Source organism: Flavobacterium sp. N2270 (assembly GCF_025947225.1).
Lineage (GTDB): Bacteria > Bacteroidota > Bacteroidia > Flavobacteriales > Flavobacteriaceae > Flavobacterium.
Genome location: NZ_CP110005.1, coordinates 1047878 through 1069420 on the forward strand (window position 1 = coordinate 1047878; position 21543 = coordinate 1069420).

The window sequence follows — 21543 nt, forward strand, 5'->3', positions numbered from 1 at the left end:
TTACTATTCCCAAAAGCTAAACAACATAAATACACAAAAGAATTATAAAAAGATTATATGTCTGACAATAGAGTAATAAGAATCAACAAAGTTTTAAGAGAGTTAAATATTTCTCTTGATAGAGCTGTGGACTTTTTAAAAGAAAAGAATCATGAAATTGAATCTAGTCCTAATGCTAAAATATCTCAAGAAGAATATAACGTCTTATGCAATCAATTTTCAGCCGATAAAGGTAAAAAAGTTGCATCTCTTGAAGTAAGTGAAGAAAAGAAAAAGGAAAAGGAGGCACTTAAAAAAGAGTTAGAAAAAGAACAAGAGTTGAAGCGTCAGCAAGAAGCAGAAGCGGAAAGACAACGTCAAGAAGTTATTAAAGCTAAAGCTGTTGTTGAAGCACCAAAACCTGTTGGGAAAATTGACCTTAACCCTAAAAAAGTTGAAGTTAAAAAGCAAGAAAAAACTGTTGAATCTACTCCAGTAGAGTCAGAAAAGGTCGAATCAACTATAGTTGCTGAAGCTCCTAAGAATGATAAACCAAATAAACCAAAAGTCGAAATTTCTAAAAAAATAGAGGCTAAAGTAGTTTCAAAAGAAACTCAAGTGACTCCAGCTGAAGCTCCTGAGGAAGAAAAAATAGCAACTAATTATCAAAAACTTTCAGGAACAACTTTCACTGGGCAAAAAATTGATTTAAGTCAGTTTAATAAGCCTAAAAAGAAGAAAGAAGAAAATAAAGGAGTTAAAAAAGCTGATGATAAGTCAGCGGCTAATAAAGGAAAACGTAAACGTATTACTAAGCCTGTGCCAGGCGCAAAACCAGGTGGGACAAACACTCAAGGCGGCGGAACTAAAAAAACTTTCACTAAAGATAGTAGATTTAGTAAAGGTAAAAAAGTTGTTGTCCAAAAAACTGAACCTACTGAGGAAGAAGTTAAAAATCAAATTAAAGAGACTCTTGAAAGACTTCAAGGGAAAGGTAAGAAAGGCTCAAAAGCTGCAAAATACCGTAAAGATAAAAGAGATTCTCACCGTCAACGTGTTGATGATGAATTAGAACAAAAAGATTTAGAAAGTAAAATCTTAAAAGTTACTGAATTTGTAACTGTTGGAGAAATTGCTTCATTAATGGATGCGCCTATTACTAAGGTTATTGGAACATGTATGTCTTTAGGAATCATGGTAACCATGAACCAACGTTTAGACGCAGAGACACTTTCAATTGTTGCAGATGAGTTTGGTTATGAAATTGAATTCATAACTACAGATATTGAAGAAGCAGCTGAAATTGTTGAAGATAAACCAGAAGATTTAGTTCATAGAGCTCCTATTGTTACTGTAATGGGTCACGTAGATCACGGTAAAACATCGCTTTTAGATTATATTAGAAATACAAACGTAATTGGAGGCGAATCGGGTGGAATTACCCAGCATATTGGGGCTTACGGAGTAGAATTAGAAGGTGGTGAAACAATTGCTTTCTTAGATACACCAGGTCACGAAGCATTTACTGCAATGCGTGCGCGTGGTGCTCAAGTTACTGATATTGCTATTATCGTAGTCGCTGCCGATGATGATATTATGCCTCAAACAAAAGAAGCTATAAGTCACGCTCAAGCTGCAGGTGTTCCAATGATATTTGCAATTAATAAAGTTGATAAGCAAACTGCGAATCCTGAGAAAATTAAGGAGAAGTTAGCCTCTATGAATTTATTAGTTGAAGATTGGGGTGGTAAATATCAATCTCATGATATTTCTGCAAAAACCGGACTTGGTGTTAAAGAATTATTAGAAAAAGTATTACTAGAAGCCGAAGTTTTAGAGCTTAAAGCAAATCCAAATAAAAATGCCATAGGTACTGTTGTAGAAGCGCAATTAGACAAAGGTAGAGGTTATGTAACTACGATATTAGTACAAGCAGGAACGTTAAAAATTGGTGATTACATGCTGGCTGGTAAAAATCATGGTAAAGTAAAGGCTATGTATGACGAACGTGGTCATAATGTTACAGTTGCAGGTCCGTCAACTCCAGTATCAATTCTTGGTTTAGATGGAGCACCTACAGCGGGTGATAAGTTTACTGTTTATGATGACGAAAGAGAAGCAAAACAAATTGCAGCTAAACGTACTCAATTACAACGTGAACAATCTGTTCGTACACAAAAGCACATTACACTTGCAGAAATTGGTCGTCGTATTGCATTAGGTCAATTTAAAGAATTAAACATTATCCTTAAAGGAGATGTGGATGGTTCGGTAGAGGCTTTAGCGGATTCATTTTCTAAATTATCAACAGAAGAAATTCAAATAAATATTATTCATAAAGGAGTAGGTGCTATTACAGAATCAGATGTATTGTTAGCATCAGCTTCAGATGCAATTATTATTGGATTTAATGTTCGCCCTCAAGGAAATGCAAAACAATTAGCCGAAAAAGAAGAAATAGATATCCGTAACTATTCTATTATTTATGCAGCTATAGATGATTTAAAAGATGCAATGGAAGGAATGCTTTCTCCAGAGTTAAAAGAAGAGATTACAGGAACTGCAGAAATTAGAGAATTATTCAAAATTTCTAAAGTGGGTACTATTGCAGGTTGTATGGTTACTGATGGTAAGATTTTAAGAAACGGACAAATTCGTTTAATTAGAGAAGGGGTTGTAATATACACTGGAGAATTAGTTGCTTTAAAACGATTTAAAGACGATGTTAAGGAAGTGTCTAAAGGATACGATTGTGGTATGCAGATTAAAGGATACAATGATCTTAAAGAACTTGATGTTATTGAATGTTTCCATGAAGTTGAAGTAAAAAAGAAATTAAAATAGTTTATTTTAAGTCATAGAAAAAAAGCCCAAGTTTTTACTTGGGCTTTTTTTTATTATATTTAATGTCTAAATAGTTTCTATGAAAGGATTGTTTTTGTTTGTAGCTTTCTTTTTCTGCATCTGTTTTCACGCTCAGAATGTAGATTGTTATAGGTTTAAAAATGGAGATTTTTATTACCCTTCAATGCCTGACAAAATTTCGGTTAGAAATGGAGATGTTCAAGAGAGTTATGTAGGTGAAAAATTAGAAATGATTTGGTCAGTCAAATGGCTTAATGATTGTGAATACGATTTAGTTTGTATTGAAGTATTAGGGAATTCTTCAGACTTTGAAGTTGGCGAAAGAATTAATGTAGAAATAGTTTCCTCTGTAAAAAACTGTTATTATAGCATGTTGACTATTTATAATAAAGAGTATCCAATGGGATATCACTTGCCGGGAGGTCCATTTCCGCTTTGTAAAAAAGAATAAAAAAACCACTTACTAAATTTAGTAAGTGGTTTTATATTTATTATTTAAAAACTATATTTTAATCCGCCATATATATTTCTTCCAGGAGCATTAATTCCTGAAGCAAAAACTCTATACTGTGTGTCTAAAATGTTTTCTACTCCAGCAAATAGAGTTCCTCCGTTAAAGATTTCAAAACTTGTTTTAAAATTATATGTTTCCCAAGCAGGCATTCCTCCGTTTGGTGCATAACGTTCATTGTCTTCTCCATTAGGATAATAGTCACTAATATCTTTTTTGCCATTATACAGCATGTATGCTTCAAGCGTTCCCCATTTTTTTGAATATAGTAAACCAATTTTCCCGTAATAAGGCGCAATATGATCTAATGGAGATTTTGAATTGTCGTCTTCAATAATACGGCCAAGTGTGTAATTGAAATTTCCATGAAATTGTAAACTTTCAATTAAATATGCCTTTATATTTGTTGAAAACCCAGTAATAAATGCTTTTCCTTTATTTTGGTTAGCAAAAATAGTATTTGTTTCTCCATTAATGTTAATTGTACTTTGACCTTCATATGTAAATGTGTCGGTAACAATCGCATCATACATTCTTGTATAATAATAAGTAGTTTCAATTTGAAATCTTTTATTTGTTGATTTAATTGTTAACCCTAAATCTCCAGTGACTGTTTTTTCAGATTGTAAATCGGCGTTTGGAACAATAAGTATACCATTTCCAGAATCGAATACTTTTGCTAAATCATCAATATTTGGAGACCTATAACCAGTACTAATGTTGGTTTTTAAACTTACATTCTGAGATGTTTTATATACAATTCCTGCTGTACCACTATAAGTAAAATTGTGTTGTTCTATACTATTAAATGGTAAAGGAAAAAGAGTATCATCATCAATTGTACTGTTCAATGTAGTATAGCCAAAACGTGCACCTATATTCCAAGCTGTTTTTTCGTTAAAATTTTCATTATAGGAAATGTAAAGATCATTACGAGTCATATTGTTCTCTCCATTAGGATAACGTGTTTGAAAAGGACTTGTTTCTCCAGTATTAATGTTTTCAATTTCAGCAGTTGATTTTAAAGTTTCATAATATGACTCAAAACCATAGAACAACTCACTTTTATTGAATTTTTTATGAAGATTAATTCCTGCCGAAAATACATTTACTTTTTCGTAATTGTGCTCTAAGTTTTCATTTCCAAAACGCCTTGAGTTTCTGCTTTCATTTGTATTTTGATAAGCAATGTCAATCTCTAAATCGCTTTCTAGAAATGCTTTGTTTTTGTTTAAACTGTATATTGCAAGTAATCTTTCTTGTGGTCCATAATACCATTCTGCAAATTTTAGTCCTGTTCCTGAAACATCTGTTAAGCGATCATATCTTGGGATATCATTTGTATTTGAATATTGAAAATTTAACCCATGATCAAAACCACTAGACGTTTTATATGCAAATTTTTGCATAATGTTGTATTGTTTGTAACCTGAGTTTTTTTGAATATACTTGTCGCTGTTTTGGGTTAAAACATCAGTGCCGTCTGCAAGTGTAGTAACATAAAAAGGTCTCTCGCCAAAATAATCTCCATTATGATTCTTGTTTTTCCCCATTCTTAAATCTCCAAAATCATTATAAGAAAAAGCAGTTAAAGAAGCGAAATTTTGAGTTGCATAATTAATGTCAAAATAGCCTGATTTTTCTTCATTAACAGAACCATATCGTGTAGAAATATTTCCACTTAATGATTTATTATTGCCGTTTAAAAATTTAGCTTTTTTTGTATTCATACTTACAGTTCCTCCTAGTGCATCACTTCCAAAAAGAGTTGAAGAAGGTCCGAAAAAGATGTCGACGTTTTCTAACATGTTCTCATCAACTGTAATTACGTTTTGTAAATGACCTGCTCTGTAGGTTAAATTATTCATTCTAATGCCGTCAACAAGTAGTAAAACTCTACTTGCTTCAAAACCTCTTATAGAAGGGCTTCCTCCACCTTGTTGAGATTTTTGTACATGAACATTTCCTGAATTTGCTAATAAATCTGCTGTGTTTTGAAAATTTTGAAATTCAATTTCCTTTTGTGATACTGATTCAATTTGAGATGCAATAAATTCTTTTTCTTTTATTGTTCTTTTTGTTGTTACAACAACTTCTTCAAGTTGATTTGTTTTAGTTGTATCTTTTTCTATTTGAGCAAAGCCAATAAAAGACACAATTAATAAAGTTAAGTTTATTAATTTTTTCATTTCATTTTAATTATTTTAAAAAATATTATTTAGTAATTCTATACTTGGTTTTTTGTTAAAATAATTGGTGGTTTTAATAAAAGTGAAACTATTTTATTGGGATTGTTTTGTTCTTTGTAAAATGGTTTTAATACACGGTCAATTAATGTGTGTCTTGTTTCAATTTCTTGAGGTGTGAGTAAAGCTAAAATAATGTTTCTTTTAAATTTAGCCTTGTTTTTTTTTGAGTTTTCTTTCTTTAAAGAGTAACTGATAAACTTAAAAAGACTTTCATTTTTATCTTCTATTACTATAAGTTTAACTTTGCTATGTAGTTGTATTACTTTTTTTATGTCATAATATTTGTCCGCAACAATAATTTCCTTAGCATTCTTGATGGTTAAATAATTCTCTTTTGAAAATATAAAAGTAGTTTCAAAGTCTGATTTTTTTATAATGTAATTCTGTCTTATTTCTAATAATTTTTCAATCAATGGTTCAGAATTCTGAAAAAATAAAAGAATACCAAATGAGGTAAAAAAAAAGATTGAGAAAATTTTTTTCAAAACTATTCTATTTGCCTGGTTTTATTAAAAGCGCGCTAGGGTATTTTTTCTTAATTTCTATCAAGAATTTTTCGGCATGAAGGCGTGATTTATAATTCCCTACGAATACTTTATATGTAGGGTTTGAATAGATAATTGTGCCTTCTATATCCTTAAAGTCACGCTTAAATTCCGAAAGTTTCTTCTTAGATTCTTCTCCAGACCCATAAAATATTTGAATTTTATAATTATCAATTATTGATAAGTTGTTGTTTATTTTTTGCTTTTCTTTTAATAAAGTTTGAAATTTTACATCTTGTTCAACCGAAGTTTTTAAATCTTGACTAAAACTTTTTGTACATAACAATAAGAATATGAAACTGATAAGTAAAATTGGTTTATGGGCTAAATTTCTCATAATGAATTATATTTAAAACAAAAATACAACTAAAAATAGAAATCAAAACCCATGAAATTATTTAGAATAAATATAAATTACATTTTAAGATAATATTAAGGTTTTTTGAATAGTTCGAATATTGTATTTTTGTCGGAGTTTAAAATTTTAGTACGGTGTTTTATATAGTTATTTATACTAATATCGTACCAATTTTGTCGATAATCATTAATTAAATATGAAAAAGGTGGGTAACCATAATTCGTTTTCAAGGATTTTCTTCAGTTTAGCTTTATTGCTATCTTTTTCTTTATCTGTGTATTCTCAAGATACTGCTGAAGAAGCGGCAGTTCCTGCTTCAGTAGGTGCGGATGCGGCAAAGGGTAAAGAGTTGTTTAATGCTAATTGTGCAGCTTGTCATAAATTAGATGCAAAAGCAACGGGGCCTGCGCTTCGTGGTGTTGCAGATAAGTATGATAAAGAATGGTTGTATAAATGGGTAAAAAACAGTAGTGACCTTATAAAGTCAGGAGATGCTCAGGCTATAAAAGTTTTTGAAGAAAATGGAAAAGTGCCAATGACGGCATTTCCTCAATTGTCAAATGCTGACATTGATAATATTTTAGCTTACACTTCTGAAGTTGCTCCTGCGCCTGCTGGACCTGTTCCTGGTGTTGAAAATGCTACAGTTAATACAGATTCTGGAATTTCAAACAATGTGATATTAGGAGCGCTTTCGTTAGTGTTGTTGATGTTGGTTGTAATGTTGTTTTTGGTTAGAAATGTTTTGACTAAAATAGCTAGTTCTAATGGTATTGAGGTTGCTTCGAAAGAAAAATCTTTACCTTTGTGGAAAGCATATGCTAAAAATCAATTTTTGGTTTTAGTTACCGCAATTTTGTTTTTATTAATGTCTGCATATTTTGCTTACGGGTACTTAATGCAAGTAGGGGTGGATCAAGATTATGAACCAGTTCAGCCAATTCATTATTCTCACAGAATACATGCAGGTGATAACGAGATTGACTGTAAATACTGTCACTCTGCTGCTAGAGTTGGTAAGCATTCTAATATTCCTTCTTTAAATGTGTGTATGAATTGTCATAAAAACATTGGTGAGGTTGCTCCTGAAACTTTGGCTGAAGGAAATGAGTTTGGTGTAGATTATAATGCTGAAATTCAAAAGTTGTATGATGCGGTAGGTTGGGATAAATCAACACAAAAATATACTGGGAAAACTACTCCTGTTAAATGGGTTAGAATTCATAATTTACCAGATTTTGTTTACTTTAATCATTCGCAACACGTAACTGTCGCAGGTGTAGAGTGTCAAACTTGTCATGGTCCTGTTGAAGAGATGGAAATTATGAAGCAGCATTCTCCATTAACAATGGGTTGGTGTGTTAACTGTCACAGAGAAACAAATGTGAAAGTTGAAGATAATGAGTACTATAAAAAAGTACACGAAGAGCTTTCTAAAAAATATGGTGTTAGTAGTCTAACTGCAGCGCAAATGGGAGGTTTAGAATGTGGTAAATGCCACTATTAATAATAAATTAAGAAGTTAATATCTATATATAATATGGCATCAAACAAAAAATACTGGAAAAGTGTTGAAGAGCTAAACGAAAATAGCTCTATTGTTGAGACGCTAAGAAACAATGAGTTTGTTGAGCAAATTCCTGTAGATGAGTTTTTAGGAGATAAGGATTCACTTGCAAATGCATCAACTTCTCGTCGTGACTTTTTGAAATATGTTGGATTTAGTACTGCTGCTGCTTCGTTGGCTGCTTGTGAAGGTCCAGTTGTAAAATCGATTCCTTATGTAGTGCAACCAGAAGAGGTAATTCCTGGTGTTGCAGATTATTATGCAACAACTATTGCAGATGGTTTTGATTTTGCTAACATTTTAATTAAGACTCGCGAAGGTCGTCCAATTAAAGTTGAAAATAATAAATTAGAAGGAGCAATTTCTGGTGCAAATGCAAGAGTTCATGCTTCTGTACTTTCATTATATGATAGCTTACGTTTAAAGCAATCTAAAATTGCAGGTAAAGACGCTGCTTGGTCAGAAGTTACTTCTAAAATAAAATCTTCATTAGAAGATGCAAAAGCTAAAGGTGGAAATGTAGTGTTATTAACTAATACTATGGCAAGTCCATCTACTGATGCGTTGATTGCTGATTTAATTGCTAAATATCCAACTGTTAAACAAGTAGTTTATGATGCGGTTTCAGAATCAAATGCTTTAGATGCTTTTCAATCTGTTTATGGAGTTAGAGGTTTAGCTGATTATGATTTTTCAAAATCAGATGTAATCGTATCTGTTGGTGCTGATATCTTAGGAGATTGGCAAGGAGGTGGATTTGATGCTTCTTATGCAAAAGGACGTGTGCCTAAGCAAGGTAAAATGTCAAAGCATATTCAAATTGAGGCAAACATGTCTTTAGCTGGTGCTAATGCTGATAAAAGAATTCCTTTAAATGTAGCAGAGCAAAAAATTGCTTTAGCAGACATATACAATGCTGTTTTTAATGGGTCAACTCCAAAGAATGCTGAAGTTGCTAAAGCGGCTAAACAATTAAGTGCTGCTGGTGCAAAAGGGGTTGTGGTTACTGGTTTAGATGATAAAGATGCTCAATTATTAGTTTTAGCTATCAATGCTAAGATTTCTTCTGAGGCATTTAATCCTTCTTCTGCTCGTTTAACTAGAAAGGGAGATGCAAAAGCAGTTGCTCAATTAGTAGCTGATATGAATGCTGGTTCTGTTCATACTTTAATTATGAGTGGTGTTAATCCAGTTTATACGTTAGCTAATTCAAAAGAATTTTTAGCAGGACTTAAAAAAGTGAAACTTTCTGTTGCTTTCTCTATGAAGGAAGATGAAACAGCTAGTGTAACAACTATTGCTGCTGCAGCACCACATTATTTAGAGTCTTGGGGAGATGTATCTCTTTCAAGAGGACATTATAGTGTTATGCAACCAACAATTCGTCCATTATTTGATACAAAACAATTTCAAGAAGTTTTATTGTCATTAAATGAAAATGCTACTTCTTATCACGATTATTTAAAAGGTTTTGCTGCAAGTCAGTTAAATGGTAAATCATGGAATCAAACGGTTCATGATGGTTTTTCTGTTGCTGAAGTTGCACCATTGTCTGCAAGTGTTTTAGAAGCTTCTGCTTCTGCTTCAAAATTAGCTTCTTCAAAATCTACTGGTCTTGATTTAGTATTGTATACTAAAACTGGGATGGGTGATGGTCAACAAGCAAATAATCCTTGGTTACAAGAATTTCCAGATCCTATCACAAGAGTTTCTTGGGATAATTATGTTACAGTTTCTAAAGCTGATGCTGAAAAATTAGGATTAGAAAACTGGAATGTTGCTAATGGAGGTTTAAATGGTAGTTATGTAACTTTAAAAGTTGGAAATGCAACTTTAAGTAATGTACCAGTTATCATTCAGCCTGGTCAAGCAAAAGGTGCTGTTGGTTTAGCTTTTGGTTACGGTAAAACAGCTTCAATGAAACAAGAAATGCAAGTAGGTGTTAATGCATATGCTTTATACGCTAACTTAAATGCAAATCAAACTGTTTCGATTGCTAAAGAAGATGGTGAACATGAATTTGCTTGTGTTCAATTACAAAAGACATTAATGGGTAGAGGTGATATTATCAAAGAAACTACCTTAGAAATATTTAATTCTAAAGATGCTGCTGTTTGGAATCCAGTTCCTATGGTTTCTTTAGATCATAAAGATACTCCTGCTACAGAAGTTGATTTATGGACTTCATTTGACAGGTCTACAGGTCATCATTTCAATTTATCAATTGATTTGAATGCTTGTACTGGATGTGGAGCTTGTGTTATTGCATGTCATGCAGAAAACAATGTTCCTGTTGTTGGTAAAGATGAAGTAAGAAGAAGTAGAGATATGCACTGGTTGCGTATTGATAGATACTATTCTTCTCAAGATACTTTTGATGGAGATAACAAACTTAAAGGAGGAACTTCAGGTCTTATAAACTCTGTAAGTACTTTGTCTGCAATGGAAGATCCTGCAGAAAATCCTCAAGTGGCTTTCCAGCCAGTAATGTGTCAACACTGTAATCACGCTCCATGTGAGACAGTTTGTCCTGTTGCTGCTACATCTCATGGTAGAGAAGGTCAAAACCATATGGCATACAATCGTTGTGTAGGTACTCGTTACTGTGCAAACAACTGTCCATATAAAGTAAGAAGATTCAACTGGTTCTTATACAATAAAAACAGCGAATTTGATTATCATATGAATGATGATTTAGGACGTATGGTATTAAACCCAGATGTTAATGTTCGTTCACGTGGAGTTATGGAGAAATGTTCTATGTGTATCCAGATGACTCAATCTGTTAAGTTAAACGCTAAGCGTGAAGGTAGATTAGTTAAAGATGGTGAATTCCAAACAGCTTGTTCTGCAGCTTGTTCAAGTGGGGCAATGATTTTTGGAGACGTAAATGATAAAGATAGTCAAGTAGCTACTTTAGTAGAAGATGACCGAATGTATCATTTATTAGAACACATTGGTACAAAACCAAATGTATTCTACCATGTTAAAGTTAGAAACGATAAATAATTATTAATTAAGAAACAAAATAAAGGATATGTCGTCTCATTACGAAGCACCCATTAGAAAACCTTTAGTAGTAGGAAGTAAATCCTACCACGATGTTACTGTAGATGTTGCTGCACCTGTTGAAGGTAGAGCTAATAAACAATGGTGGATTGTATTTTCAATCGCATTAGCAGCTTTCCTTTACGGATTAGGTTGTATGATATATACCGTATCTACAGGTATAGGAACTTGGGGATTAAATAAAACAGTTGGTTGGGCTTGGGATATTACTAACTTCGTTTGGTGGGTTGGTATTGGTCATGCCGGAACCTTAATTTCAGCAGTATTACTATTGTTCCGTCAAAAATGGAGAATGGCTATTAACCGTTCTGCAGAAGCTATGACGATTTTTTCTGTAATGCAAGCTGGTTTGTTCCCTATTATTCACATGGGACGTCCATGGTTAGGATATTGGGTATTACCTATTCCAAATCAATTTGGTTCATTATGGGTTAATTTTAACTCTCCATTACTTTGGGACGTATTTGCAATTTCAACGTATTTATCAGTATCATTAGTTTTCTGGTGGACTGGTTTATTACCTGACTTTGCAATGCTTAGAGATAGAGCGATAACTCCTTTCACAAAAAGAGTATACTCAATTTTATCTTTCGGATGGAGTGGTAGAGCAAAAGATTGGCAACGTTTTGAAGAAGTATCATTGGTGTTAGCTGGTTTGGCTACTCCTCTTGTACTTTCTGTACACACAATTGTATCTTTTGACTTTGCAACTTCTGTTATTCCAGGTTGGCACACAACAATTCTTCCTCCTTATTTCGTAGCAGGAGCTATTTTCTCTGGATTTGCAATGGTAAATACATTGTTAATTATTATGAGAAAAGTATCTAACTTAGAAGACTATATTACAGTACAACACATCGAATTAATGAATATTGTAATCATGATTACAGGTTCTATTGTTGGTTGTGCTTACATCACTGAGTTATTCATTGCATGGTACTCTGGAGTAGAATATGAACAATACGCATTCTTAAATAGAGCAACTGGTCCTTACTGGTGGTCTTACTGGTTAATGATGACTTGTAATGTTATTTCTCCACAAGTTATGTGGTTTAAGAAAATTAGAACAAGTATTATGGCTTCGTTTATTATCTCTATCGTTGTAAACGTGGGTATGTGGTTTGAGCGTTTCGTAATTATTGTAACATCTTTACATAGAGATTATTTACCATCATCTTGGACTATGTTTCAACCAACATTTGTCGATGCAGGTATTTTTATAGGAACAATCGGATTCTTCTTTGTATTATTTTTATTATATTCTAGAAGTTTCCCTGTAATTGCTCAAGCAGAGGTTAAAACCATTTTAAAATCTTCTGGAGATAATTATAAAAGAGAAAGAGAAGAAAACGGTCACAATCATTCAGATAATCATTAATATCATGAGTAATAAAGTTATACACGCTATATATAATGATGATGATGTTTTAATGGATGCTGTAAAGCAAACAAGAGCAGCTCATCATCATATCGAAGAGGTTTATACACCTTTTCCAGTACACGGATTAGATAAAGCTATGGGGTTAGCTCCAACGAGAATTGCAATTGCATCATTTATGTATGGTTTAGTTGGGATTTCAATTGCAACTTTTATGATGAGTTTTATTATGATTCATGATTGGCCACAAGATATTGGTGGTAAACCAAGTTTTAGTTATTTAGAAAATATGCCGGCATTCGTGCCAATTATGTTTGAAATGACAGTTTTTTTTGCAGCCCATTTAATGGTAATTACTTTTTACATGAGAAGTAAGTTATGGCCATTTAAACAAGCTGAAAATCCTGATGTAAGAACTACAGATGATCATTTTTTAATGGAAGTTGGAGTTCATGGAAACGAGGAAGAATTAATTTCTTTTTTCCATTCAACAGGTGCGGTAGAAGTTAAAGTAATCGAAAAGCATTAATATCAAGATATGAAAAGCTTATATAAAATAGTAGGTGTATTAGGTTTGTCTTTCTTAGCAACTTCTTGCTTTGATAAGTCGAAGCCAAACTACCAATTTTTCCCTAATATGTATGAATCAGTTGCATATGAAACTTATTCGGAATCAGAATCATTTAATTCTAAAAATGGTTTAAAAGGAAAAGAAGGTCAATTACCTGCAGAAGGTTCTGTTAAAAGAGGATTTGTTCCTTATGAAATTCCAAATACTCCGGAAGGTTACGCCCTTTCTAAAACCATTACTAGTTCGCCTTTAGACAGTATTTCTAAAAACGAAGAGAAAGGTAAAGAATTGTTCAATATTTATTGTGCAATTTGTCATGGTGAGAAAGGTGACGGAAAAGGGACTTTAGTTAAAAGAGAGAAGTTCTTAGGAGTTCCTAGCTATGCTGATAGAGAAATATCTAGTGGAAGTATATTTCACGTAGTTACTTATGGATTAAATTCTATGGGTTCTCATGCAAATCAACTTTCTCAAGAGGAAAGATGGGTAGTTGCTGATTACGTTTTGAAATTGAAGTCTGAATTATAATTGTAAAACACTTTTTTGAAAATCATTGATATGTATACATTTTCAAGTAAATTAAAAACTTTTTCTTTTATCCTTATGATTGTAGGGTTAATTGGTATTGGGGTTGGCTTTATGAATGCTCCAAAAACTATTGAAGAAGTTGAACAGATAGTAAACGCTGAACATGGACATGATGCTCATGCAGAAACAACAATCCATCATGATGCTGATTCTCACGATGCACATGCAGATGCAGAACACAAAGAACATTTAGAGCATGTATTACATCAATTGCAAAATAAGCCTTGGGCTGCTTTTTATGTTGCTTGTATTTTCTTTATGTTGCTTTCTTTAGGGGTTTTAGCTTTTTATGCTATTCAATATGTTGCGCAGGCAGGTTGGTCTCCAGTTCTTTTTAGGGTAATGGAAGGTATTACAAGTTATTTGTTACCAGGTTCTATTATTTTCTTTTTAGTTTTAGTATTATCGGGTATGCATTTTAATCATTTATTTGTTTGGATGGATGATGCGGTGGTTGCTAAAGATCATTTATTACAAGGTAAAGTAGGCTTTTTAAATGTTCCATTCTTTTTAATAAGAGCTGTTATATTTTTAGGGTTTTGGAATTTATATCGTTATTTTTCTAGAAAAAATTCTATTGCTCAAGATAATGCTATTGATAATTCATTCTTCAAAAAGAATTTTAATATCTCTGCGATGTTTTTAGTATTCTTTATTATTTCTGAATCTATGATGTCTTGGGATTGGATTATGTCTGTTGATCCTCATTGGTATAGTACTTTATTTGGATGGTATGTTTTTGCTAGTTTCTTTGTAAGCGGTATAACTACTATTGCATTAATTACTTTATACTTAAAGTCCAAAGGTTTGTTACCGGAGGTAAATACAAGTCATATCCATGATTTAGCTAAATTCATGTTTGGAATTAGTATTTTCTGGACTTATTTATGGTTTTCTCAATTTATGTTAATTTGGTATTCAAATATTCCTGAAGAAGTTACTTATTTTATAACTAGAATAGAAGATTATAATTTACCGTTTTTTGGAATGTTAGTTATGAACTTTATATTCCCATTGTTAATTTTAATCAATACTGATTTTAAACGATTAACATGGATTATTGTAATGGCTGGTATTGTTATATTATTTGGTCATTATATTGATTTTTTCAATATGATTATGCCTGCAACGGTTGGTGATCAATGGTTTATTGGTATTCCAGAAATTAGCTCATTATTTTTCTTCTTAGGGTTATTTATTTTTGTTGTATTTACTGCTTTAACTAAAGCGCCTCTTGTAGCAAAAAGAAACCCTTATATTGAAGAGAGCAAACATTTTCATTATTAATATTTAAAAGAAATAAACAAATGACAAGTTTATTGATATTCTTAGTTTTAGCTTTTATTGGAATTGCTGTTTGGCAATTGACTAAAATTTTTGACCTTACTCAAGTTGGTACTTCAAAAGATAATTCTGAAGTGGCTAATGATCATGATAATAAAGTTAATGGTTATTTAATGTTTGCCTTTGTTGGTTTCATATATCTATTCACTATTTATTCTCTAGTTGCTTGGGGGGATTTAGTATTAGGAACACCTGCCTCTGCTCATGGTTCGGAAGTTGATAATTTAATGAACATCTCGATGGCATTAATTTTCTTCGTTCAAACTATAACTCAGTTTTTACTACATTATTTTACACACAAGTATAGTGGTAGAGAAGGCCAAAAAGCACTATATTTTGCTGACAATAATAAATTGGAAGCAATTTGGACTATTATTCCTGTAATTGTTCTTTCAGGGTTAATTCTTTATGGTTTATATACTTGGAATGATATTATGTTTTATGATGAAGAAGAAGATGTAATGTATGTAGAAGTTTATGCCAAACAATTTTCTTGGGAAGCTAGATATGCAGGTGAAGATAATACTCTAGGTAAAGCTAATGTTAGATATATTGAAGGTGTTAATACTTTAGGTGTTGATATGGAAGATCCTGCTGCAAATGATGACAAAGCTGTAACTGGTGAATTACATATTCCTCTTGGTAAAAAAGTTGTTTTTAAATTTCGTTCTCAAGATGTTCTACATTCTGCATACATGCCTCACTTTAGGGCTCAAATGAATTGTGTTCCAGGTATGGTTACTCAGTTTGCGTTTGTTCCTACAGTTACAACTGCTGAAATGCGTTTAGATGATAAAATAATTGAAAAAGTAAATAAAATAAATAAAATTAGAGCTGCTAAAAGCCTTAAGCTTGTTGCAGAAGGTAAAGAAGCTTTAGATCCTTACACTTTTGATTATTTATTATTGTGTAATAAAATTTGCGGAGCTTCTCACTACAATATGCAAATGAAAGTTGTAGTTGATACTCCAGAGGATTTCAAGAAATGGTTAGCAGAAAAACCAACTGTTACTAAAGTTTGGAAGGATGCAAATGCACCTGCACCTGTAGAAGTTAAAGAAGTTACTCCGTCTCAAGTAGTTGATTCTACTGTTGTAGTAGCACAAGTTATAAAATAATTAGGTTTTTTTTAATTTTTTAGAATAAGATTATGTCAGCACACGAACACGGTCATCATAAAGAAACTTTCATTACTAAATATATTTTTAGTATTGACCATAAGATGATTGCTAAGCAATATTTAATTACAGGAATGTTAATGGGAATCATAGGAGTTATGATGTCTATTTTCTTTCGTATGCAAATTGCTTGGCCAGAGGAATCTTTTGAGATATTTAAAATATTTTTAGGCGAAGATTATGCTCCAGGAGGAGTTATGAGAAATGATATTTATTTAGCTTTAGTTACAATTCATGGTACCATAATGGTATTCTTTGTTCTTACAGCTGGATTGAGTGGTACTTTTAGTAACTTATTAATTCCTTTACAAATTGGAGCTAGAGATATGGCATCTGGATTTATGAATATGCTTTCATATTGGATGTTTTTTGTTTCTTGTATTATAATGATTGCTTCATTGTTTGTAGAATCTGGTCCGGCTTCTGCAGGTTGGACAATCTATCCACCATTAAGTGCATTACCACAAGCAATCCCTGGTTCTGGGACAGGTATGACATTATGGTTAGTGTCAATGGCTATTTTTATTGCTTCTTCATTAATGGGATCTTTAAACTATGTTGTAACAGTTATTAATTTAAGAACGAAAGGAATGACAATGACTCGTTTGCCATTGACAATTTGGGCGTTTTTTGTAACGGCTATTATTGGTATTGTTTCTTTTCCAGTTTTGTTTTCTGCTGCATTATTGTTAATTTTTGACAGAAGTTTTGGAACATCATTCTTCTTGTCTGATATCTTTATATCAGGTGAAGTTCTTCATTATCAAGGAGGTTCCCCGGTTTTATTTGAGCACTTGTTTTGGTTTCTTGGTCACCCTGAGGTTTATATTGTTATTTTACCTGCAATGGGTCTCGTTTCTGAAATTATGGCTTCAAGTTCACGAAAACCAATTTTCGGTTACCGTGCTATGATTGCCTCAATTATTGCTATTGCATTTCTTTCAACAATTGTTTGGGGTCACCATATGTTTATCTCAGGAATGAATCCTTTCTTAGGTTCAGTATTTACATTTACAACTTTATTAATTGCAATACCTTCTGCAGTTAAAGCATTTAACTGGATTACAACATTATGGAAAGGTAATTTGCAATTGAATACAGCTATGTTATTCTCAATTGGTTTTGTTTCAACTTTTATTACTGGTGGTTTAACTGGAATTATATTAGGAGATAGTACTTTAGATATTAATGTTCACGATACATATTTCGTTATTGCGCATTTCCATTTAGTAATGGGTATTTCTGCCCTTTATGGATTCTTTGCTGGTGTTTATCATTGGTATCCAAAAATGTTTGGTAGAATGCTTAATAAAACTTTAGGATATGTTCACTTTTGGGTAACTGTAGTTTGTGCTTATGGTGTTTTCTTCCCGATGCATTTTATAGGTATGGCAGGTTTACCAAGACGTTATTATACTAACTCTGCTTTCCCATTATTCGATGAATTAGCTGATGTTAATGTTTTAATTACCATATTTGCTATTGTTGGTGCAACTTTTCAAATTGTTTTCTTTTGGAACTTCTTTTATAGTATGTTCTATGGTAAGAAAGCTACTCAAAACCCATGGAGATCTAATACTTTAGAGTGGACAACTCCTGTAGAACACATTCATGGTAATTGGCCTGGAGAAATTCCAGAAGTTCACCGTTGGCCATATGACTATAGTAAGCCAGGTCATGAAGATGACTTTGTACCTCAGACAGTTCCTATGATGGAAGGGGAAGAAGAATTACATCATTAAGATAGCTTTTTTAAATATATAAAAATACCTTTCCATATGGAAAGGTATTTTTATTTTAAGTTTGCATATATTTGTATTATGAATGAAAATTTAGATCCAAATAAAGATAGGTTTACTCCTCAAGAAATTGATGTTGAAAAGGCACTAAGACCTTTATCTTTTGACGATTTTGCTGGACAAGAGCAAGTTTTAGAAAACTTGCAAATTTTTGTTCAGGCTGCTAATTTAAGACAAGAAGCCTTGGATCATACTTTATTTCATGGTCCTCCGGGTTTGGGAAAAACAACATTAGCTAATATTTTAGCAAATGAATTAGGTGTTGGTATTAAAATTACTTCTGGGCCAGTACTTGATAAGCCTGGTGATTTAGCTGGTTTGCTTACCAACTTGGAGGATAGAGATATTCTTTTTATTGATGAAATACATCGTTTAAGTCCTATTGTAGAGGAATACTTGTATTCAGCAATGGAAGATTTTAAGATTGATATCATGATAGAGTCAGGGCCAAATGCTCGTACTGTTCAAATAAACCTTAACCCTTTTACACTTGTTGGAGCAACAACTCGTTCAGGCTTATTAACTGCTCCAATGCGTGCCCGTTTTGGTATACAAAGTCGTTTGCAGTATTATAATACAGAGTTGCTTACTTCTATTGTAGAGCGTAGTTCATCTATTTTAAATATGCCAATTACAAACGAAGCAGCAATTGAAATTGCAGGTAGAAGTAGAGGGACTCCTCGTATTGCAAATGCATTATTAAGAAGAGTTAGAGATTTTGCACAAATAAAAGGTAATGGTAGTATAGATATTGAAATTTCAAAATTTGCTTTAAAAGCACTGCATGTAGATGCTAACGGACTAGATGAGATGGATAATAAAATACTAATTACTATAATTGAAAAATTTAAAGGTGGTCCAGTAGGTTTAACGACTATTGCTACGGCAGTCTCGGAAAGTAGTGAAACCATTGAAGAGGTTTATGAACCATTTTTAATTCAAGAAGGTTTTTTAATGAGAACTCCAAGAGGTCGTGAAGTAACAGAAAAAGCATATAAACATTTAGGAAAAATAAAAGCAAATATACAAGGCGGATTATTTTAAAAATTAATGTAATTAATAATTATTCTAGAAAACCAAAGTTGAATACTTTGGTTTCTTTTTTATGTTTATTTTAAAGTTTATTGAAACTTTGTTTTTTTAAGGTATTTTGATCTAAATATTTAATTTTTAAAACACTCATTTAAATTTTTTTTGTTGATATGCTTATGTTAACTTTGTAAGTTCATATAGATTTAATCATATGCATAAAGATACAAAAAGAAGAGAAGCATTATTATATCACGCTAAGCCTACACCTGGTAAAATTCAGGTAGTTCCAACAAAAAAATACGCTACACAAAGAGACTTGTCTTTAGCATATTCTCCTGGTGTTGCAGAGCCATGTCTTGAAATTGCAAAAGATGTTGATAATGTATATAAATATACTGCAAAAGGTAATTTAGTCGCTGTAATTTCTAATGGTACTGCTGTTTTAGGGCTAGGTGATATTGGTCCAGAGGCGTCTAAGCCTGTAATGGAAGGAAAAGCCTTGTTATTTAAGATATTTTCCGATATTGATGTTTTTGATATTGAAGTAGGTACAAAAGATGTAGAGCAATTTATTCAAACAGTAAAAAACATAGCTCCTACTTTTGGGGGTATTAACCTTGAAGATATAAAAGCGCCGGAATCATTCGAAATCGAAAGAAGGTTGGTTGAAGAGTTAAATATACCTGTAATGCATGACGATCAGCATGGAACAGCAATAATTTCTTCTGCAGCTTTATTAAACGCGTTAGAGTTAGCAGGAAAGGATATTGAAAAAGTAAAAGTTGTGGTTTCGGGTGCTGGTTCAGCAGCTTTAGCATGTGCTAATTTATATGTTTTACTTGGAGTTAAAGTAGATAATATTTTGATGTTTGATAAAGACGGAATGCTAACTACATGTAGAGAAGATTTATCGAGCTTACAATTAAAATACGCTAAGTCATGTAATCCAAAAACATTAACTCAAGCTATTCATGGCGCGGATGTTTTTTTAGGGCTTTCAGCAGGAAATATTCTTTCAGCCGAAATGTTAATGACAATGAGTTCAAATCCAATTGTTTTTGCAATGGCAAACCCAATACCTGAAATAGATTATAATGTTGCAATTAATGCTCGTGAAGATATTATTATGGCAACTGGTCGTTCAGACCACCCTAATCAGGTTAATAATGTATTAGGATTTCCATATATTTTTAGAGGTGCTCTAGATGTTAGAGCCACTAAGATTAATGAAGAAATGAAAATGGCTGCGGTTCGAGCTTTAGCTGAATTAGCAAAAACACCAGTGCCAGAACAAGTAAATATTGCTTATGGTGAGACTAAATTAAATTTCGGAAAAGACTATATTATTCCTAAGCCGTTCGATCCAAGGTTGATTTCTGTCGTTGCTCCAGCGGTTGCAAAAGCGGCAATGGATTCTGGTGTAGCGCAAGTTGAAATTCAGGATTGGAATAAATATGAAGAAGAATTATTGAACAGATTAGGTTCTGATAATAAGATGATTCGTATGTTAGTTAATAGAGCAAAAACAAATCCAAAGCGAGTTGTTTTTGCAGAAGCAGACCATTTAGATGTTTTAAAAGCAGCTCAAATTGTTCATGAAGAAGGAATTGGTGAACCAATATTGCTTGGAAACCGAGAAATTATTCAAGAGTTAAAAGAGGAGATAGGTTTTGATGCTAACGTTACAATTATAGATCCAAAATCAAAAAAAGAAAAAGAAAGAAGAGATGTTTATGCAAAATCATTTTGGAAATCTAGACAAAGAAGAGGGATTACTTTTCTAGATGCTCAAAAATGGATGAGAGAACGTAATTATTTTGCAGCAATGATGATTAACGAAGGAGAAGCTGATACACTTGTGACGGGATATTCTAGAAGTTATCCAACAGTTGTTAAGCCAGTTTTAGAGTTAATTGAAAAAGCTCCAGGTGTTGATAAAATTGCAACAACAAATATGATGATGACTAGTCGTGGTCCTATTTTTCTATCTGATACTGCAATTAACCCAGATCCTTCAGCAGAAGATTTAGCTCGAATTGCTTTGATGACAGCAAAAACAGTAAGGATGTTTGGAATGGAACCGGTTATTGCAATGGTGTCATTTTCAAATTTTGGCTCTTCAGCAAATCATAATTCTTCTAAAATAAGAGAAGCAGTAGCTTATTTGCATAAATACTACCCTGATTTAATTGTTGATGGAGAAATTCAAACAGATTTTGCATTAAATTCCGAGCTATTAAAGAGTAAGTTCCCATTCTCAAAATTGGTAGATAAAAAAGTAAACACATTAATTTTTCCTAATTTAGACTCTGCGAATATCACTTATAAAATGATGAAAGAGCTGAATAAATCAGACTCAATAGGTCCAATAATGTTAGGTCTTGATAAGCCAGTTCATATTTTCCAATTAGGGGCTAGTGTTGAAGAAATGGTTAATATGGCTGCAGTATCAGTTGTAGATGCTCAAGAAAAGGAAAGGAAATTAAGACAAGGAAATCAATAATATTTTT

The 21543-nt window shown here is 32.5% G+C and carries 15 protein-coding genes; 12 read left to right on the top strand and 3 right to left on the bottom strand.

Features of this window, described 5'->3' with window-relative positions; all coding sequences use genetic code 11:
- The first annotated feature begins 57 nt into the window (after positions 1 to 57).
- Positions 58 to 2823 (top strand): translation initiation factor IF-2, encoded by a 2766-nt coding sequence (gene infB / locus OLM55_RS04845; protein WP_264560288.1) that lies wholly within the window; start codon positions 58 to 60, stop codon positions 2821 to 2823.
- Between the two features lie 79 nt (positions 2824 to 2902).
- Complete coding sequence (locus tag OLM55_RS04850) at positions 2903 to 3295, top strand: hypothetical protein (protein WP_264560289.1); 393 nt, start codon at positions 2903 to 2905, stop codon at positions 3293 to 3295.
- A 44-nt stretch (positions 3296 to 3339) separates the two neighbouring features.
- Here OLM55_RS04850 and OLM55_RS04855 read toward each other — a convergent pair whose 3' ends face one another.
- From OLM55_RS04855 to OLM55_RS04865, 3 genes are read right to left on the bottom strand one after another with little or no spacing between them, the layout of a single operon-like run.
- Positions 3340 to 5544, bottom strand: coding sequence for a TonB-dependent receptor plug domain-containing protein (locus OLM55_RS04855; protein ID WP_264560290.1), 2205 nt, complete (start codon positions 5542 to 5544; stop codon positions 3340 to 3342).
- A gap of 38 nt (positions 5545 to 5582) precedes the next feature.
- Positions 5583 to 6089, bottom strand: coding sequence for a hypothetical protein (locus OLM55_RS04860; protein WP_264560291.1), 507 nt, complete (start codon positions 6087 to 6089; stop codon positions 5583 to 5585).
- A gap of 7 nt (positions 6090 to 6096) precedes the next feature.
- Positions 6097 to 6486, bottom strand: a complete 390-nt coding sequence (locus OLM55_RS04865; protein WP_264560292.1) for an SPOR domain-containing protein — start codon at positions 6484 to 6486, stop codon at positions 6097 to 6099.
- Between the two features lie 217 nt (positions 6487 to 6703).
- Between OLM55_RS04865 and OLM55_RS04870 the strand changes: the two genes are divergently transcribed.
- The 10 genes from OLM55_RS04870 to OLM55_RS04915 all read left to right on the top strand — a co-directional run bounded on the left by OLM55_RS04870 (position 6704) and on the right by OLM55_RS04915 (position 21536).
- A complete protein-coding gene (locus tag OLM55_RS04870; RefSeq protein ID WP_264560293.1) occupies positions 6704 to 8014 on the top strand; it encodes a c-type cytochrome in 1311 nt (436 codons plus the stop codon).
- A gap of 33 nt (positions 8015 to 8047) precedes the next feature.
- On the top strand, positions 8048 to 11083 hold the full coding sequence (locus OLM55_RS04875) for a TAT-variant-translocated molybdopterin oxidoreductase (protein ID WP_264560294.1): 3036 nt from the start codon (positions 8048 to 8050) through the stop codon (positions 11081 to 11083).
- 28 nt (positions 11084 to 11111) lie between these two features.
- Entirely contained in the window at positions 11112 to 12521 is a 1410-nt protein-coding gene (nrfD, locus tag OLM55_RS04880) for an NrfD/PsrC family molybdoenzyme membrane anchor subunit (protein ID WP_264560295.1), read from the top strand.
- Positions 12522 to 12525: 4 nt separating this feature from the next.
- Entirely contained in the window at positions 12526 to 13050 is a 525-nt protein-coding gene (locus OLM55_RS04885; protein WP_264560296.1) for a DUF3341 domain-containing protein, read from the top strand.
- A gap of 9 nt (positions 13051 to 13059) precedes the next feature.
- On the top strand, positions 13060 to 13620 hold the full coding sequence (locus OLM55_RS04890; protein WP_264560297.1) for a c-type cytochrome: 561 nt from the start codon (positions 13060 to 13062) through the stop codon (positions 13618 to 13620).
- A 30-nt stretch (positions 13621 to 13650) separates the two neighbouring features.
- On the top strand, positions 13651 to 14967 hold the full coding sequence (locus OLM55_RS04895) for a quinol:cytochrome C oxidoreductase (protein WP_264560298.1): 1317 nt from the start codon (positions 13651 to 13653) through the stop codon (positions 14965 to 14967).
- 20 nt (positions 14968 to 14987) lie between these two features.
- Positions 14988 to 16142: a cytochrome c oxidase subunit II gene (locus tag OLM55_RS04900; protein WP_264560299.1), complete on the top strand. Its 1155-nt coding sequence runs from the start codon at positions 14988 to 14990 to the stop codon at positions 16140 to 16142.
- Positions 16143 to 16174: 32 nt separating this feature from the next.
- Positions 16175 to 17944, top strand: a complete 1770-nt coding sequence (locus tag OLM55_RS04905; RefSeq protein ID WP_264560300.1) for a cbb3-type cytochrome c oxidase subunit I — start codon at positions 16175 to 16177, stop codon at positions 17942 to 17944.
- 78 nt (positions 17945 to 18022) lie between these two features.
- Positions 18023 to 19045 carry a Holliday junction branch migration DNA helicase RuvB gene (gene ruvB / locus OLM55_RS04910; RefSeq protein WP_264560594.1) on the top strand — a complete coding sequence of 341 codons (1023 nt, stop codon included), beginning with the start codon at positions 18023 to 18025 and terminating at the stop codon, positions 19043 to 19045.
- A gap of 199 nt (positions 19046 to 19244) precedes the next feature.
- Positions 19245 to 21536 (top strand): NADP-dependent malic enzyme, encoded by a 2292-nt coding sequence (locus OLM55_RS04915; RefSeq protein WP_264560301.1) that lies wholly within the window; start codon positions 19245 to 19247, stop codon positions 21534 to 21536.
- Positions 21537 to 21543: the final 7 nt, after the last annotated feature.